Consider the following 15523-nt stretch of genomic DNA (forward strand, 5'->3'; position numbering starts at 1 on the left):
GGCCGCGGCCGTCCGCGGCGGCGCGACCGCCGCGGGCGCGGCAACCGCAGCCTATAGCGTCGGCGCGCTCGGCCAGACCGGCGCGGCCGGTGTTGCTTCCGGCCTTGGTGGTGTTGCCCGCGCCGCAGGCTCGGCCGCCGTCTCTCCCTTGAAGCGTGCCGTCTCGAAAGCCACCGAATCCGTCAAATCCAGCTTTTCCGATGGCGCAAAGGCCGGATTCGGCGTGACGGGCGGCAGTTCCACCATGGGCACGGTCAGCGGCGCAAGCGCCGATCCCGCAGCCGCGCCATCCAGCCCCACCGGCAGCCCGCCCGCATGGGCGCAGCGGATGCGTCGCTCGCAAGCCATGAACCACGGCACGACCATGGCCGCCCATGCGGTGCGCTCCGGCGACAGCCACGGCTCCGGTTCCTCCATCAACCTTTCCGAAAGTGACCGCACATGAGCATCTTCAAACGACCAGCAACCCATTACGGCAAATCGCCGGAACCCGAGACGCCTTATCAGAAGGCCGCGCAGGCATGGGACGAGCGCATCGGCTCGGCCCGCGTGCAAGCAAAAAACTGGCGCTATATGGCGTTCGGTTCGCTGATCCTGTCCGCCGGATTCGCCTCGGCTCTGGTCTGGCAGTCCGCACGCGGGACCGTGGTGCCTTGGGTTGTGCAGGTGGATAATCTCGGACAGGCGCAGACCGTTGCGCCGGCCGCCGCCGACTATCGCCCGACCGACCCGCAGATCGCTTTCCATCTCGGCCGTTTCATCGAGCAGGTGCGTGCGATCCCGGCCGATGCGATCATTGTCCGCCAGAACTGGCTTCGCGCCTATGAGTGGACCACGGATCGCGGCGCGGCGGCGCTCAACGATTACGCCCGCGCCAACGATCCCTTCACCAAGGTCGGCCGCCAGCAAGTCGCCGTTGAGGTGTCGAGCGTCATCCGTGCGTCCCCCAACAGCTTCCGCGTGGCGTGGACGGAAAGGCACTTCGAGAACGGCCAGCTTTCCACCACGGAGCGATGGACGGCCATTCTCACCATCGTCATCCAGCCGCCGCGCGACGCCGAGCGCCTGCGCGCCAATCCGCTGGGAATCTACGTCAATGCAATTTCGTGGTCGCGGGAGATGAGCCAATGAGGACGATCACCCGCATCCCGACAATCGCGCCCATGCTGCTTTCGGCCACCATGCTCGCAGGCTGCGCCACCAACCGGACGCCGCAATTCAGCTACGATGCCAGCGTGCCGCCGCTGCCGACCGTGCAGGCGGCAGCAACCGACAACACGCCCCGGCCGCTGCATGTGCCCCCGGCATGGACCGTGGCGCGCGGCGGCACGGCTGCCGGCACGCCGACCGGCCGCGTCGAGAACGCCAATGCAGCCGCCCGCGTCGAGCCGCGCCGGGAAGGTTACTACAACGCGATCCAGATTTATCCGTGGTCGGAAGGCGCGCTCTATCAGGTCTATGCCGCAGTCGGGCAGATCACGACGATCGCGCTGGAGCCGGGCGAGAGCCTGACCGGCGCGGGGCCGATTGCGGCGGGCGATACCGCCCGCTGGATCATCGGCGACACCGAGAGCGGCAGCGGTGCAAACCGCCGTGTCCATATCCTCGTGAAGCCGACACGCCCGGACATTTCCACCAACCTTGTCGTCACCACCGACCGGCGCACCTACATGATCGAGCTGCGCGCGCGGGAATCGCTCTACATGCCGGCCGTGGCATGGGCCTATCCCGCGCCGCCAGCAGGCCAGCGCCAGACCGTCCCGGCCGCGCCAATCATCCCGGCCGAGGCTGCGCGGAACTATCGCTATGGCTTGCAGGTGCAGGGCGACAGCCCGCCATGGCGGCCCGTCTCCGTCTTCGACGATGGCAGGCGCGCCTATGTCGTCTTCCCGGCCGGGATCGTGCAGGGCGAAATGCCGCCGATTTTCGTGCTCGGCACGAATGGCGAACCGCAGATCGTCAACAGCCGAGTCCACCAGAACGTCCTGATCGTGGACCGTCTGTTTGGCGCGGCCGAGCTGCGCCTTGGCAGCGGCAACCGCCAGCAGGTCGTCAGGATCGTTCGCATCAACCCGACGCAGGCCGCCGCCGCACAGCCCGCCAGCGCGACCGGAGATTCCCCGTCATGACAGACAACACCATCACCGATACCGGCGCGCCCATGCGGCTGCGTGCCGAGCCGCCGCGCGTCACCCGCCTGTCCCGCAAAGTGCTTGCCGGCGTCGGCGCTGTCGCCTTGCTCGGCATCGGCGGCGCGCTAATCTACGCGCTCCAGACCCGCGATGCAGGGCCGGGAGGCGAAGAACTCTATTCGATCAACAACCGGCAAACTGCCGATGGGCTGGCGGGCTTGCCGAGCGACTATAGCGGGCCGGTGCTCGGCCCCGCGCTGCCCGGAGATTTGGGCCGACCCATTCTCGACGCGCAGAACCGGGGACAACCAGTCGTGCCGCCCGTCATGGCGACGCCCGCCGTCGATCCCGAGGAGGAACGCCGACGCGCCGAGGAAGAAGCCGCGCGCTTGAGCAACGTGTTCTTCCAGTCCGGCCCGCGCACGGGAGCGCCGGCAGGAACGGCCATGCCCGGCCTTGCCGGTCTTGGCCTTGGTGGACAGCCCGCGACGCAGGACCGGCACGCGGCTTTCCTCAGTGGCCCCGTGGACCGGCAGACCGTCGCGCCGGATCGTGTCGCGCCGCCGGCATCGCCCTATATCCTTCAGGCCGGGGCCGTGATCCCGGCTGCGCTCATCACCGGCATCCGCTCCGACCTTCCGGGGCAGGTCACGGCGCAAGTAACCGAGAACGTCTATGACAGCCCGACCGGTTCGCTGCTGCTGATCCCGCAGGGAACGCGCATCATCGGCCAATACGATGACGGCGTGACCTTCGGCCAGCGCCGCGTGTTGCTGGTGTGGAATCGCCTGATCCTGCCGGGCGGCCGTTCCATCGTCCTTGAGCGCCTGCCGGGCGCGGACGCCAGCGGCTATGCCGGCCTTGAGGACGGCGTCGATTATCATTGGTGGGATCTGATGAAGGCCGCAGGGCTGTCCACGTTGCTTGGCATGGGCACGGAGCTGGCGACCGACGACGAGGACCGGCTTATCCGGGCAATTCGAGACGGGGCGCAGGATACCGTCAATCAGGCGGGACAGCAGATCGTGCAGCGCCAGTTGCAGGTCGCGCCGACGCTGACCATTCGGCCGGGCTTCCCGGTCAGGATTATCGTCACCCGCGACCTTGTGTTAGAGCCGACAGGAGGTTGACCGTGACCAAGCTGAAACTCGGACCGCTCCCCGACGACAAGCCGGTCAAGGTGACGGTGGAGCTGCCCGCGTCGCTTCACCGCGATCTGGTCGCCTATGCCGAGGTGCTGGCCCGCTATTGCGGCCAGCCCGCCGCCGACCCCATCAGGCTCATCGTGCCGATGCTGGAGCGGTTCATCGCCACGGATCGCGGTTTCGCCAAGGCACGACGCGCTGCAAGCTAAGTCCCAACCCGCAGGGGTGCCGCCAGCGCATAGGCGCAAATGCGGCACGCTACAGCCCGCCGACTGCCCTCCATGGTTCGATTAATTCCGGGGCCTTGAGCGTCCCGGAGTCCACACCGAACCAAGGAGGATTCCATGTGCGCAGAGCGCCGCCGCGCCCGAAAAGGGCGACCGCGACAGTCGATCCCCGAACCACTTCCCGACGATCTTTTCGATTACGCTGACGATCCCACGCCGGACGGCCGAACGCGAGCCAGCGACACGCCACTTCTCGGCCCGGATGGACAGAGGATGCGTGTCACGGACGATTGGCCGGAGGACATTCCCGTCACCGAGGCCGAGATTGACGTGTTCGAGCGTTGGTTCGGCGATGTGTTCGACGAACTCTTGAGCCCGCGAAAGCCGGATGACAGCTTGTATTTCCTATCACAGATTGATAGGAAAAAGGCGTGAGCGGTCATCGTGATCCGGGCCTCGACACGCTTCTGGACCTCGACGGACAGATGCTCTTTGTCGATCCCGAAGGCGGCTATTGGGTGAAGTTTGTCGTCACCCGCGTTCCGGCCTCGCCGGAAAAGCCGCATGGCCTCGATTATTCGCTCACGCTTCACGGGCCTTCGGGCGAACGGCTGGTCGGCCTCGACAATGCCCATCCGGTCGGCCGAGGCAGACGCGGCGAACCGATGGACCATCGGCACCGCCTCCAGACCGTGAAGCCTTACGCCTACGAGGATGCGGCCACGCTGCTGGCCGACTTCTGGCAGGCGGTGGACGCGGTTTTGAAGGAGCGAGGTGCCCTATGACCACATTGAAAGTCGGGATTGCCGACTATGAAGAAATGAAGGCCCGCACCATGCGGATTGCCAAGGGCGAGGAAAAGCCCGCGCCCGGCGACCCGAAGGTGTGGTTCACCTCGACCGAATCCTTCGCCAAGGTGCTGTCGGCCGGGAACCGCGAGTTGCTTCGCGTCATCGCCGAGAAAGCCCCGGCATCGCTGGAAGAACTGGCGGAAATCACCGGCCGGGCCGGCTCCAATCTGTCACGCACCCTCAAAACGATGGAGAGCTACGGCCTTGTGCGGCTTGAGCCGGGCCACGGCCGCAAGCTTGCGCCCAAGGTGGTTCATGACCGCGTGGAGCTGGCGCTGCCCCTGATCGACCGCCCCAAGGCGAAGAAGGCTATGGGAGACCGGCCATGAACATGCACAGCCCAACCGTTACCGCCCGCGCCGCGCTTTACCTGCGCGTCTCAACTGCCCGGCAGGCCGAGCATGACATTTCCATTCCCGACCAGAAGCGGCAGGGCGAAGCCTATTGCGAGCAACGGGGCTACCAGCTCGTTGAAACCTATGTCGAGCCCGGCGCAACCGCCACCAACGACAAGCGCCCCGAGTTCCAGCGCATGATCGAGGCCGGTACGTCCAAGCCCGCGCCGTTCGACGTGGTGGTGGTCCATTCGTTCAGCCGCTTCTTCCGCGATCACTTCGAGATGGAGTTCTACGTTCGCAAGCTGGCGAAGAACGGCGTCAAGCTGGTGTCCATCACGCAGGAGATGGGCGACGACCCCATGCACCAGATGATGCGGCAGATCATGGCGCTGTTCGACGAATACCAGTCCAAGGAGAACGCCAAGCACGTCCTACGCGCCATGAACGAGAACGCCCGCCAAGGCTTCTGGAACGGCGCACGACCTCCTATCGGCTATCGCATCGTCGCGGCCGAGCAGCGGGGATCGAAGATCAAGAAGAAGCTCGAGATCGACCCGCTGCACGCCGACACCGTGCGGCTGATCTATCGGCTCTATCTCGAAGGTGACGGCAAGTCCGGCGCAATGGGCGTCAAGGCTATTGCCACTTATCTCAACGAGCACGGCTTCTTCACCCGTGATGGTGGCAAATGGGGTCTAGCGCAAATCCACGCCATCCTTACCCGCACCACCTATATCGGCGAGCACAGGTTCAATACGCGCTCGCACAAGGACCGGGAGAAGAAGCCGGAGAGCGAAGTCGCCATCATGGCCGTTCCACCTCTGATCGAACGCGAAATATTCGACGCTGTGCAAGCGCGTTTGAGGTCGCGCGATCCTTTGGTGACGCCAGCCCGCGTATCCAGCGGCCCCACGCTGCTTACCGGCATTTGCTTCTGCGCCAAGTGCGGAGGTGCCATGACACTACGCACTGGAAAGGGAAGCGCTGGGCAGACATACCGCTATTACACCTGCTCGACCAAGGCGCGGCAGGGCAAGACCGGCTGCAAGGGCCGCACGATCCCGATGGACAAGCTGGACCGTCTTGTCGCCGATCATATCGGAGATCGGCTGCTCCAGCCCAAGCGACTGGAAACTGTCCTCGCCAGCGTCATCGACCGGCGGCAGGAGCGAGCCGAGCGCCGCCGCGAGCATCTTGCCGAACTTCACAGGCGAATCACGGAAGCCGACCAGCGGCTCGGTCGTCTCTTTGACGCCATCGAAGCCGGTATGGTGGACAAGGACGACGCCATGGCAAAAGAGCGCATGGCGAGCCTAAAGGCGTTACGGGATCAGGCCGCTGCGGACGCCGAGCGTACCCAGCTCGCGCTCGACAGTTCAGGCAATCAAGGCGTCAGCCCGGAAATGCTCAAGGGCTTCGCCCGCAAAGCCCGCGAACGGATACGACTCGACGATGGCGGCTACCGACGCGACCATCTGCGCGCTCTGGCGCAGCGCGTCGAGGTCGCCGACGACGAGGTTCGCATCATGGGATCGAAGTCGGAACTGCTGCGAACGCTGGTCGCCGCTTCAAGCGTAGAAACGGCGGCGTTCGGCGTTCATAGTTCTGTTCTGAAATGGCGCACCCGACAGGATTCGAACCTGTGACCTTTGGAATCGGAATCCAACACTCTATCCAGCTGAGCTACGGGTGCAGCCGAGTGGCCCGTTTGAGCGAGCTCGGGGTTCATAGCGCAGCTTGAAGGCGGGTTCAATGGTTCTCTCGCCTTTAGACGCGGGGAAATCTCAAGGAAACACGAAAATTTTCCGACATGGCCTGGGGCGGCTTTGCCGATGCCTTTTTCGGCGTCTTTCTAGTCAGAAACAGACGAGGTGATGCAGTGCCATGGCCTTGGACGGTACGGACCCATGCCAAGGGTCGGACAGTTTGCCGGCGGAACCGGCGGCCTTCTAACATTCCAGCTGCGCTTTTAATTTGAGGTGTGCTTGTCGTGCCGCGGCTGGATGTGTCCGTCGCCAGAGCGCCCAGGCGATGACATAGGAAGGTTCGATGCGCGCCCGTACGATGCGGGTGGCGATGCGGCGGGTCCCCATCAGGGGGTGCTGACCTCGATTCAGGCCAGCGCAAACTCCACCGGCAAGACCTTTTCGCAGCCACGGGTATTCCTCGGTGTGGCCGGCGCTGGCGCCAATGGCACCTTGGTCGCACGCTTACGGCCCGCAAGACCACGAATGTCTAACCGACACGATCCGACGCTCCTGCGACGATCGATTTCTGCTTCCTTTGCTTTCCGGGCGCGCACGGAAAAGTTGTCGGGCAACATGACGGGGGTGCGTCTGGAATGCCGTGTTGTTCATACCTGCCTTGAAACGGAGGGTGCCTCCGATTATATGCGCTCTTGACGGCTGGCGAGGTATTCATGCGGGCGCAGACGAGCAAAAGGACAGACGCCAGGCGCAATCGCGGCCTGATCCTCGAAGCGGCGAAGGCGGCGTTCGGGCGCGATGGCGTCCATGCTTCGCTTGACGAGATCGCCCGTTCGGCCGGCGTCGGACCCGCTACGCTCTATCGCCACTTCCCGACACGTGAGCATCTGCTGTGCGAGGTGTTGCACGAACGGCAGGCCGTTCTTCTGGCCCTGCGTGACGAAGCTCTGGCGCTGCCGGATGCAAAGAGCGCTCTTTACGGCTGGATGACGGCGCTTGGAGATTATCTCGGCGCTTTCAACGGCCTGCCTCAACCGTTCATCGATGCCTTCGAGGCCCAGGCGTCGCCTTTGGCCGTCACGTGCCGCACACTTGTTGCGATCACCGACGAATTTCTCGCGCGCGCCAAGGCTGACGGTGCTGCCCGGCAATCGGTTTGCGCGCCGGCCCTGTTCCTGAGCGCGCTGGGCGCCGCCTTCGTTCACGACAAGGCCGGCCGATACGGCACCACGCCGGAGCAGGTCGAGGCGATCCAGGCCTTCGGCTACCTCACCGGCCATCCGGCCGTCGATACATCCCATTCAATTCGCAAGACTGGAGCATTTCATGACTGACGAGCCGATCCGCGTCGGGTTCATCGGCCTCAATCCCGGCATTCACTGGGCCGCGACGGCCCATATTCCGGCGCTGAAGGCGCTGCCCGGCGATTATGAAGTGGTCGGCGTAGCAAACACCAGTCTCGCCAGCGCGCAGAAAGCCGCCGACGCCTTCGGCCTGCCACATGCCTTCGAGACTGCGCAGGCGCTGGTCCATTCGCCGGAGATCGATCTTGTCGTGGTCACCGTCAAGGTGCCGCACCACCGCGATTTGGTGAGCGCGGCGCTGAACGCCGGCAAGCATGTCTATTGCGAATGGCCGCTCGGCAACGGGCTGGCCGAGGCGCGCGAACTGGCGGAACTGGCCGAGGCGAAAGGGGTCGTCGCAGCGGTCGGCACACAGATGCGCGTCGCCCCGGAGGTCGAATATTTGCGCCAGCTCATTGCCGACGGCTACGTCGGCGAGGTGCTGTCGACCACGCTTGTCGGCAGTGGCGGCCAATGGGGCGCCGAGACAGATGCCGCCCATGCCTATCTCTTTGACAAGAGGAATGGCGCAACGCTGCTCAGCATTCCGCTCGGGCACACGCTGGCCGGCATGCGCGAGGTGCTGGGCGGCTTTGGCGACCTCACCGCACGCATGATCGCCCGCCGCAAGACCGTGCATGTCACGGATACGGCGGAGACGGTTCCAACGACCTCTCACGATCAGGTTCTGGTTCATGGCGCGCTGGACAGCGGCGCGGCGGTCTCGATCCATTATCGCGGCGGCCTGTCGCGCGGAACCAACCTCTTGTGGGAGATCAACGGCACCGAGGGCGACATCCAGGTGACCGGCGCGACCGGCCATGCCCAGATCGTGCAATTGTCGATCCGGGGCGCCAGGGGCGAGGCAAAAGAGCTTGCGTCGCTAACGCCGCCCCCTTCCGCCTATGAGGGCTGGCCGGACAGTTCCGTCGCCCGCAATGTCGCGCGACTCTATGCCCTGATCGCGCGGGATATCCGTTCGGGGACACGTTCCGCACCCAGTTTCCGCGATGCCGTCGCACTGCATGAGACGGTGGACGCGATTGAACGCTCCGCTGCCGCAAAGGAACCAAAATGACCACGCTTTCCATTCTCGAACTCGTCCGCGTCACACAGGATACGGACGCCGGCACCGCTCTCGACAATGCGCGGGACCTTGCGTCCCATGCGGAGAAGTGGGGATACGGACGCGTGTGGGTGGCCGAGCACCACAACATGGCCGGGATCGCCAGCGCGGCGACCTCGATCGTCATCGCCCATATCGCCGGCGGCACGAAGACGATCCGCGTCGGGGCCGGCGGCATCATGCTGCCGAACCACGCACCCTATATCATCGCCGAACAGTTCGGCACGCTGGAGCGGCTTTATCCCGGCCGCATCGATCTCGGGCTCGGCCGCGCGCCGGGCACCGACCAGATCGCGGTGCGGGCGATGCGGCGCTCGCCCGAGGCCTCGGATCAGTTTCCGCAGGATGTGCTGGAGCTTCAGGCGTTTCTCGCGCCTGCCGGCGAAAACCAGCGTATCGTCGCCGTGCCGGCCGCCGGCACCAATGTGCCGCTGTGGATATTGGGCTCCAGCAATTTCGGGGCGGCGCTGGCAGCCGAACTCGGCCTGCCCTATGCCTTCGCGTCGCATTTTGCGCCCGACATGCTGTTGCCGGCGCTCGACCTCTATCGCAGCCGCTTCAAGCCGTCCGAGCAACTCGACCGGCCCTATGCGATGGCGGGCATCAACGTCATCGCCGCCGATACCGACGCGGAGGCAAGACGGCTGGCGACCACGCAGCAGATGTCCTTCGCCGATCTCTTCAGCGGCCGGCGCGACCTCAGCAAGCCGCCCATCGACGATATCGAAACCTATTGGTCGCCGCATGAAAAGGCGCAGGCCATGCGCATGCTGGCGCGTTCGGTCATCGGTTCGGCCGATACCGTGCGCACAGGCCTGCAAGGCTTCATTGCCGAGACCGGCATCGACGAGGTGATGATCGTCTCCGACGTCTATGACCATCAGGCGCGACTGCGCTCGATTGCACTGATCGCTGAGGCGATGAAACGATAGAACGCGATGCAAGGTCGCCGGGGTATCGCCGGACTCTGGCCGGGGCGGATCTCCAGCCAGGCGCTCGTGGTTTTCATTTGCCTTCCGACGGGGTTGTCAGCACCAATCGTGCGCCGGGCGTGAGCGTTCCTTCGTTCAGCGCGTTGATATCGGCAAGGGTGAGTTTGCCCTCCGCGATCCCGTTGGTCATGCGTGTACACCACGCTTCCGCCGTTTTCTCTACCGGCAGGCTCATGAGCTCGGCCAAGCCGGTCGGATCTGCACCGACGCCCTGGGCGATACAGGTGTTGATCGCGGACCGCCGCTCGACGTCGTCGGCCTTGAGGGCCGCGGCCAGCTGTTGGAACTCCTGTTCGCCGGTCGCTATCTGCGACCATGCCGGGCCGACCGGCAGGCAGCTTGAAAGAATGAGCGCTGCGGCAATCGATTTCATGGACATGGCATTCTCCCTGGTGCGCCATTGGCCGGTTCATTCGCCGTTTGTCATTTCACCGTCGAAGCCGCAGATCGCCTTGTCGATCTGGCGCGTAGCCCCGGCGCAATCGAAGCTCGGGCCTGAAGCGCGCGCCGGGATCGCCGGCAGCAGGCCGGAAACGAGAAGCAAATATCGGATCGCGCGCTTCATGATCATTCCTCACCGCCGGACGGTGCAGTGTTCTCATTCATGAAAAGCAGGATGCCGATGCCGTGTTCGGGGGTGAAATTGGTGGTTGTCCACTCGAATGCCGTCGGCGAGATTTTTGTCGCCGCCAGCGGGCAGAAGGCAACGAGATTGTCGGCAGCCCCCTTGTCGACCACCAGCCGATAGCGACCGATCGGTCCGCGCCATCCATCCGATGGGGCAAAGAGATGCGTGACGGTGTAGATATCGTAGGAAAAGGGCGTGCGGAAGAAGGCACGGCGCAAGGCGTCGTCGATGCAATAGGCGCGCGTCGCCGGACCGCCGGGGGCGATCTCGGGAAAATGATCGACGGTAATATCGCTCCAGTAATCGGCGAGCGCGGCATAGCTGACCTCGATGCGCGTTTCTCCCGGTTCGAAAGACTGATCCCACGCGAAATCGGCCTGATAGGTCCAGGCCGCCGCATCGAGAGAAAGCAGGCCGCTCGCTTCAAGCTTCGCCCGCACCTCCGGCGGTGGATTTCGCCACATCGGCTCGTCATCGGAGCCGGAGAGCAACGGGACGCCGGCGTCGAGCAATGTCCGGGTCACGTCCTTTCCGTCGAGCAGCGCCCGGCCACGGCCGGCGAGCGCCACGGGCCGGTCGTCCACACGCACCGCAAGGCGCAGGTAATTGGCAGGTTCGATGTCGGCGGCGAGCCCTGCGGCGTCCGAGTTCTCATCGAGCGTCGCGATATCTTCTGCGGCATCGACCGGCATCTCGGGCAGGGAGAAGCTGAAATGCACCATCTGGCGGGAGGCGGATTTGAAGACATAGGCAAGGCGGACGGAATAGAACGAGACATGCACCTCCAGTTGCTCCACGCTCATGCCGGACGGCAGGTCGAAAACCGGACCGGTCGCCGCATAGCCGATGCCACGTCCTTCATCCTGTGCGGCGGCCGGGCCTGTCGCAAGGGCGATCGCAAAACAGATTGCCGGAGGCCAGGCATGCATCATCCGCTTCTCTCCCGTTCTGGCAGATAAGCGAGGCAAGAATGCTCCGGCGCGCCCTCTCCTATCCTGCTCTCCGCCTTCGCGGGGGCAGACGAGGCCGTGGCGAAGGCAAGCAGAACACCAAACGCCACGCCCGCGCGCCCGAGATTTGGAAATCCAGTCATGCCGGAAACCTAGCCATGGACAATAAACTCGCTGTTTTCGCACAGGTTCTGCGTGCCTGCCGGCTCGCCCATGCTGCAACATTCCGCGTCGTCCTCTTCGGTAAAAATCACCGCTATATCGAAGGTGCAGATGTTGCGACCACCGGGAATGGTGAACGTCCGGCTCGCTCCCGTTGCCAGCGGCTCATAGCCGAACTCATCGCTGTCGAAGGCGTTTACGCCGGCTTGCGAATAGGACAGACTCTGTAGCGGCCGCGTGGCCCTGTTTGTCACCGTCACGTCGAGATCACTGGACGGTCCGGGGGAATCGCAGGCGGCGATCATGGCCCTCGCGGGCGCGGCTGCGCCCTTCATATCATAATGCTGCATATGTCCGTCGACGACGATCTCCAGCGGGCCTTCACCGCTCAGGATGCGCCGAAGGGTTCCATCGAGAGGCAGGTCGGCATGCAGTTCGACGCCGCCGGAATCGTGGTTGAACGCCGCCTTGTCCGAAAATTCGATGCCCAGCCCGCCCGCCGCAAGGCGAACGCGCAGCAGATCGCCATCCTCCGCGCTGCTTTCCTCGTCCTGTATGCCGATTTTCACGAGGGACGCGCCGGGTTCGCACGAAAAGGACAGCATGATGTAATCGCTGTCCGGCATGCCGTAGGCAAGCACCGTCGTCCCACCGTCAAAACTGCCGCCAAACCAGCGTGGGCCCCCCTCCTCCTGTGCTTCGGCCGGCGCGTGTATCGGCGGCAGGAGCACGCTCATGGCCGCCACAAGAAAAATCCGGTAAATCGCACTTGCGAAACGGGCTGCTTGCCTGGCTTTCTTCATGTCGGCTCCTGTTCCCGCCCCTGAATTGCAGGCCGAAGACCCAACCATAGTGCCGTCTCAACGACCATCCGTCATGGACAGGAAGGAACCGGATGCGGACCAGACGGAACCAGATTGACGATATGCCACGGCCGTTGCCTCTTTGTCAGAGGCGGAAGCTGTGAAAGGCGACCCTCAAGGAGGCGGACACATATTGCCGTCGTCGCTGTTCCTATCGGTGGCAGCGATATAGGCGCAAGACCGTCTTCCCGTCCGGCACAGGGCGTTCGGATGGGGGATTACGCTCGCGGTCGACCGACAACCGCGCCGGGAAGCGGTATGAAGGCCAGTTCCGAGAATGTGTGGTCGATCGCCTCTGTATTCGGCTCGTGCGTGGTCTGGACCGGCTCGGCCCCGGTTCGGAACAGTGCTTCCGGGAAGCCTGATTTCGTGAGCGCCTCGAACTCGAGAAAACGGACGCCGCGTTTCAGCAGATATCGGGCGATCGTTCCCAGGGCCCTCTGAAGGAGTTGCCTGTCGCGCGCCAGAATCACGCGCATGCCGGGAATTCCGCGCCGGCTGCTGGGAACCAGAATCAGCGGATGGCAGATCCCCTCGAGTTCGATCCCGATCGCCATACAGCCCAATCGGGAATGTTCTTGCAGAATATCGAGAAGATCAGCAGCCAACATCCCGGGAGGGACATCGTCCAAGGGAAGAATCCGGGTTCCGCGCGAAAAGCGCAATGCCGCCAGGGCGAGCGGCACCACGACCGCTCCTCGCGACCGATCGGCAAACCCCAGGAGCCGGTTGAGCTTCCGCATGGATTCGGTCGCCGTCAGATCGATATATTCTACCGCCGCGTCTGCCATCAGGCGGCGCATGAAGAGGGTCGCCCTCCATTCATTCCCCGGCCGCAGATAGAATGCCGACAGGTTCACCGCCTCCCGGGGACTGTCAGCGTAAATCGCTCGACACGAGGGGATGGTCAGGCATATGCCGATTTCGCTCCCATTGGCTGTCGCGAACTGGCCGATGGAATCGCGCCCGAATCTCTCGCAATGACCGAAGATATTGGCAAGGCACGCCAACCATATCTCCGGGGAATGCTCGGGAAAGCCCTCCGCCAACAAAGTGACGGCCCTGGCGGTGTCACCTCTGTGGATGGGTTGCAGTTTCACCGGCCGGGGCTTCCAGCGCCGCTGCTTGCCGCCGCGCCGGACGAAACGAGCTTCTCCAGATCATGAAGCGTATCGATCTGAAGGATGTCGAAATTCTCGTCGGCCAGATCGACACCGTAATCCGTCTCAAGAAGAATCAGCACCTCCGTCGCAGCCAATGAGTCGAGACGTCCGCTGGAAAACAGACGCTCGTGCTCTCCGACGGATGATACGCCGCGTGTCGACAGGATCGAGAGGACGAAGTCTCTTATGTCCGTCCTTGCCGGTTTCACCATCTATCTTGCTCCTGCCGGCTCGGCGATCACGGCGGACCCTGCCCGCCTTGGCCCATCACTTTCTTCACCCTCGCGCAGCCTTTCGAGCAGGGCGCGGCGGTCCACCTTTCCATTGATGTTTACGGGCAGCACGTCAAGGACATGAATGGGATCGGGCACCATATAGCGTGGCAGTGTCTTCAGCATCGATGCCGCGATCGTTTCGGCAGGAAGGGTGCTGTTGCAAAAGCCGACCAGTCCCTGCACGGAGGCATCCACGACCGGCCATCCCACCACCGCGACCATGTCGGTTTTGGACGCCCGGCGCAGGTGCACCTCTATTTCCTCCAGCTCGATGCGATTGCCCTTCACCTTGATCTGGTTGTCGGTCCGGCCAAGATGATGGAATACGCCGTCGCCATCCCGCATTCCCAGATCGCCGGTCAGATACCAGCGGCGGCCGTCAATCACCCTGAAGCGATCCGCCGTCAGTTTCGGCTCGTTGAGATAGCCGATGGCGAGTTGCGGGCCTGACAATGCAATCTCGCCCGGTATCCCGTCCGGCACCGGTCGCTGACGTGTATCGAGAATGGCAACATCCATCGTATCATATGGCGTTCCGATCGCGACGATTTCCCGGCCGGGGGTCAACGCACCGGGACCCGTCAGGCTTTGGCGCATGCAGATTACCGTTCCCTCGGTTGGCCCGTAGATATTCTCCACGACACCGTTCGGGGTTGCTTCCGCCCATGCCTGCGCCGCTGCGGCAGGAAGCGGCTCGCCGCAGAATATGGAAAGCCTGAGACTTGGGAAGATATCGGGCTTGAGGGAGCCGTTCCTGCGCATCATCGATATCAGCGTCGGAACCGACATCCAGACGGTGATGCCGCGGCTTCGCACGAAGCGGCCGGGGGCCAGCATTTCCAGCGCGGACATCACATGCAACGAAGCGCCGGCTTCCACGCACAGGAAGAGATTGTGGACGGACAGATCGAAGGTCACGTCGCAGGTTTCAGCCAATCTGTCGGCGGGCGTCAGGCAAGTCCAGCGCTTGCTCTGGTCGAGATAGCTGCGCAGCGATCCCGCCGAGATCATCACGCCCTTCGGCAGGCCCGTGGTGCCCGAAGTGAAGATGACATAGGCGAGATCATCCGCGTCAACCTGCACAGGCTCGCGGATGGGTTCGTTGTCGATGGCGCCGACACGAACGATCCGCTGCCCATCGCGCGCCTGGATATCACCCGCCCCATCCGCGATCACGATCCGATCCGGAGCGGCAACCAATATCGCCGGCGTCAGCAGGTCGGCACCGTCGGCATCGACGACCAGAGCGTCCAGTTCCAGCGACTGCAACAGGGCGACGATGCGCTCTTCCGGCCATTTGAGGTTCAGCGGAACGTAAGCTGCTCCCGCAAGGCCGGCAGCCAATATACCGGCATAGGCTTCAAAACTTCGCGTCGCCAGGATGCCGATTTTGCGTGGGCGATGGCCGCAAGACAGGAAGGAAGCGAGCCTTGCAACCGTTTCGCTCATCTCGCCATAGGTGACGTCCATGTTCCGGTCGGAATAGAAAATCCTCTCGGCATGGATCCGCGCCGAACGAAAGAACCCCGCCGAAAGGTTGTAATTTACAGACATTCCGCCCCTGCTTGCTCCTATTTCGAATGAAATACGCCAGAGGATTACTATTCTGTCAATTATTACGG

At 63.7% G+C, this 15523-nt stretch carries 18 protein-coding genes, 1 tRNA gene and 1 pseudogene; 12 read left to right on the forward strand and 8 right to left on the reverse strand.

Annotation, left to right across the window (positions count from 1 at the left end; translation table 11 throughout):
- The 9 genes and pseudogenes from KYK29_RS14060 to KYK29_RS14100 form a co-directional block, all read left to right on the forward strand.
- Positions 1-445: pseudogene (locus KYK29_RS14060) on the forward strand (P-type conjugative transfer protein TrbL); the annotation flags it as partial.
- Complete coding sequence (gene trbF / locus KYK29_RS14065; protein WP_176074434.1) at positions 442-1131, forward strand: conjugal transfer protein TrbF; 690 nt, start codon at positions 442-444, stop codon at positions 1129-1131. The pseudogene KYK29_RS14060 and the gene trbF, both read left to right, overlap by 4 nt.
- Complete coding sequence (gene trbG / locus KYK29_RS14070; protein WP_254691542.1) at positions 1128-2129, forward strand: P-type conjugative transfer protein TrbG; 1002 nt, start codon at positions 1128-1130, stop codon at positions 2127-2129. Before trbF ends, trbG begins: the two co-directional genes overlap by 4 nt.
- Positions 2126-3262, forward strand: coding sequence for a TraB/TrbI/VirB10 family type IV secretion system protein (locus KYK29_RS14075; protein WP_254691543.1), 1137 nt, complete (start codon positions 2126-2128; stop codon positions 3260-3262). The genes trbG and KYK29_RS14075 overlap by 4 nt, the downstream gene beginning before the upstream one ends.
- A gap of 2 nt (positions 3263-3264) precedes the next feature.
- Complete coding sequence (locus KYK29_RS14080) at positions 3265-3486, forward strand: DUF2274 domain-containing protein (protein WP_254691544.1); 222 nt, start codon at positions 3265-3267, stop codon at positions 3484-3486.
- A gap of 135 nt (positions 3487-3621) precedes the next feature.
- Positions 3622-3939, forward strand: coding sequence for a hypothetical protein (locus KYK29_RS14085; RefSeq protein WP_157969943.1), 318 nt, complete (start codon positions 3622-3624; stop codon positions 3937-3939).
- The gene (locus KYK29_RS14090) at positions 3936-4289 is read left to right on the forward strand and encodes a toxin-antitoxin system TumE family protein (protein WP_116652206.1); all 354 of its coding nucleotides are present in this window, start codon (positions 3936-3938) and stop codon (positions 4287-4289) included. The genes KYK29_RS14085 and KYK29_RS14090 overlap by 4 nt, the downstream gene beginning before the upstream one ends.
- Complete coding sequence (locus KYK29_RS14095) at positions 4286-4684, forward strand: HVO_A0114 family putative DNA-binding protein (protein ID WP_116652207.1); 399 nt, start codon at positions 4286-4288, stop codon at positions 4682-4684. Before KYK29_RS14090 ends, KYK29_RS14095 begins: the two co-directional genes overlap by 4 nt.
- Positions 4681-6339: a recombinase family protein gene (locus tag KYK29_RS14100; protein ID WP_254691545.1), complete on the forward strand. Its 1659-nt coding sequence runs from the start codon at positions 4681-4683 to the stop codon at positions 6337-6339. Before KYK29_RS14095 ends, KYK29_RS14100 begins: the two co-directional genes overlap by 4 nt.
- Here the strand turns inward: KYK29_RS14100 and KYK29_RS14105 are convergent.
- Positions 6310-6386: transfer RNA gene (locus tag KYK29_RS14105), tRNA-Arg, on the reverse strand. The two genes, KYK29_RS14100 and KYK29_RS14105, sit on opposite strands and share 30 nt — an antisense overlap.
- A 726-nt stretch (positions 6387-7112) precedes the next feature.
- Here KYK29_RS14105 and KYK29_RS14110 point away from each other — a divergent pair.
- From KYK29_RS14110 to KYK29_RS14120, 3 genes are read left to right on the forward strand one after another with little or no spacing between them, the layout of a single operon-like run.
- Complete coding sequence (locus KYK29_RS14110) at positions 7113-7733, forward strand: TetR/AcrR family transcriptional regulator (protein WP_254691546.1); 621 nt, start codon at positions 7113-7115, stop codon at positions 7731-7733.
- Positions 7726-8820, forward strand: coding sequence for a Gfo/Idh/MocA family protein (locus KYK29_RS14115; protein WP_254691547.1), 1095 nt, complete (start codon positions 7726-7728; stop codon positions 8818-8820). Before KYK29_RS14110 ends, KYK29_RS14115 begins: the two co-directional genes overlap by 8 nt.
- The gene (locus tag KYK29_RS14120; protein ID WP_254691548.1) at positions 8817-9800 is read left to right on the forward strand and encodes an LLM class flavin-dependent oxidoreductase; all 984 of its coding nucleotides are present in this window, start codon (positions 8817-8819) and stop codon (positions 9798-9800) included. Before KYK29_RS14115 ends, KYK29_RS14120 begins: the two co-directional genes overlap by 4 nt.
- A gap of 73 nt (positions 9801-9873) precedes the next feature.
- Here KYK29_RS14120 and KYK29_RS14125 read toward each other — a convergent pair whose 3' ends face one another.
- The 7 genes from KYK29_RS14125 to KYK29_RS14155 form a co-directional block, all read right to left on the reverse strand.
- Positions 9874-10239 (reverse strand): hypothetical protein, encoded by a 366-nt coding sequence (locus KYK29_RS14125; protein ID WP_254691549.1) that lies wholly within the window; start codon positions 10237-10239, stop codon positions 9874-9876.
- 30 nt (positions 10240-10269) lie between these two features.
- Complete coding sequence (locus KYK29_RS14130) at positions 10270-10425, reverse strand: lysozyme inhibitor LprI family protein (RefSeq protein ID WP_254691550.1); 156 nt, start codon at positions 10423-10425, stop codon at positions 10270-10272.
- A gap of 2 nt (positions 10426-10427) precedes the next feature.
- Positions 10428-11420: a DUF4424 family protein gene (locus KYK29_RS14135; protein WP_254691551.1), complete on the reverse strand. Its 993-nt coding sequence runs from the start codon at positions 11418-11420 to the stop codon at positions 10428-10430.
- 170 nt (positions 11421-11590) lie between these two features.
- Positions 11591-12403, reverse strand: coding sequence for a hypothetical protein (locus KYK29_RS14140; RefSeq protein WP_254691552.1), 813 nt, complete (start codon positions 12401-12403; stop codon positions 11591-11593).
- Positions 12404-12681: 278 nt separating this feature from the next.
- Positions 12682-13473 carry a hypothetical protein gene (locus KYK29_RS14145; RefSeq protein WP_254691553.1) on the reverse strand — a complete coding sequence of 264 codons (792 nt, stop codon included), beginning with the start codon at positions 13471-13473 and terminating at the stop codon, positions 12682-12684.
- A gap of 86 nt (positions 13474-13559) precedes the next feature.
- Positions 13560-13838, reverse strand: a complete 279-nt coding sequence (locus KYK29_RS14150; RefSeq protein ID WP_254691554.1) for an acyl carrier protein — start codon at positions 13836-13838, stop codon at positions 13560-13562.
- Positions 13839-15455, reverse strand: coding sequence for an AMP-binding protein (locus KYK29_RS14155; protein WP_254691555.1), 1617 nt, complete (start codon positions 15453-15455; stop codon positions 13839-13841).
- Between the last annotated feature and the right edge of the window lie 68 nt (positions 15456-15523).

The organism is Shinella daejeonensis, assembly GCF_024281235.1.
In the GTDB taxonomy this organism is placed as follows: Bacteria; Pseudomonadota; Alphaproteobacteria; order Rhizobiales; family Rhizobiaceae; genus Shinella; species Shinella daejeonensis.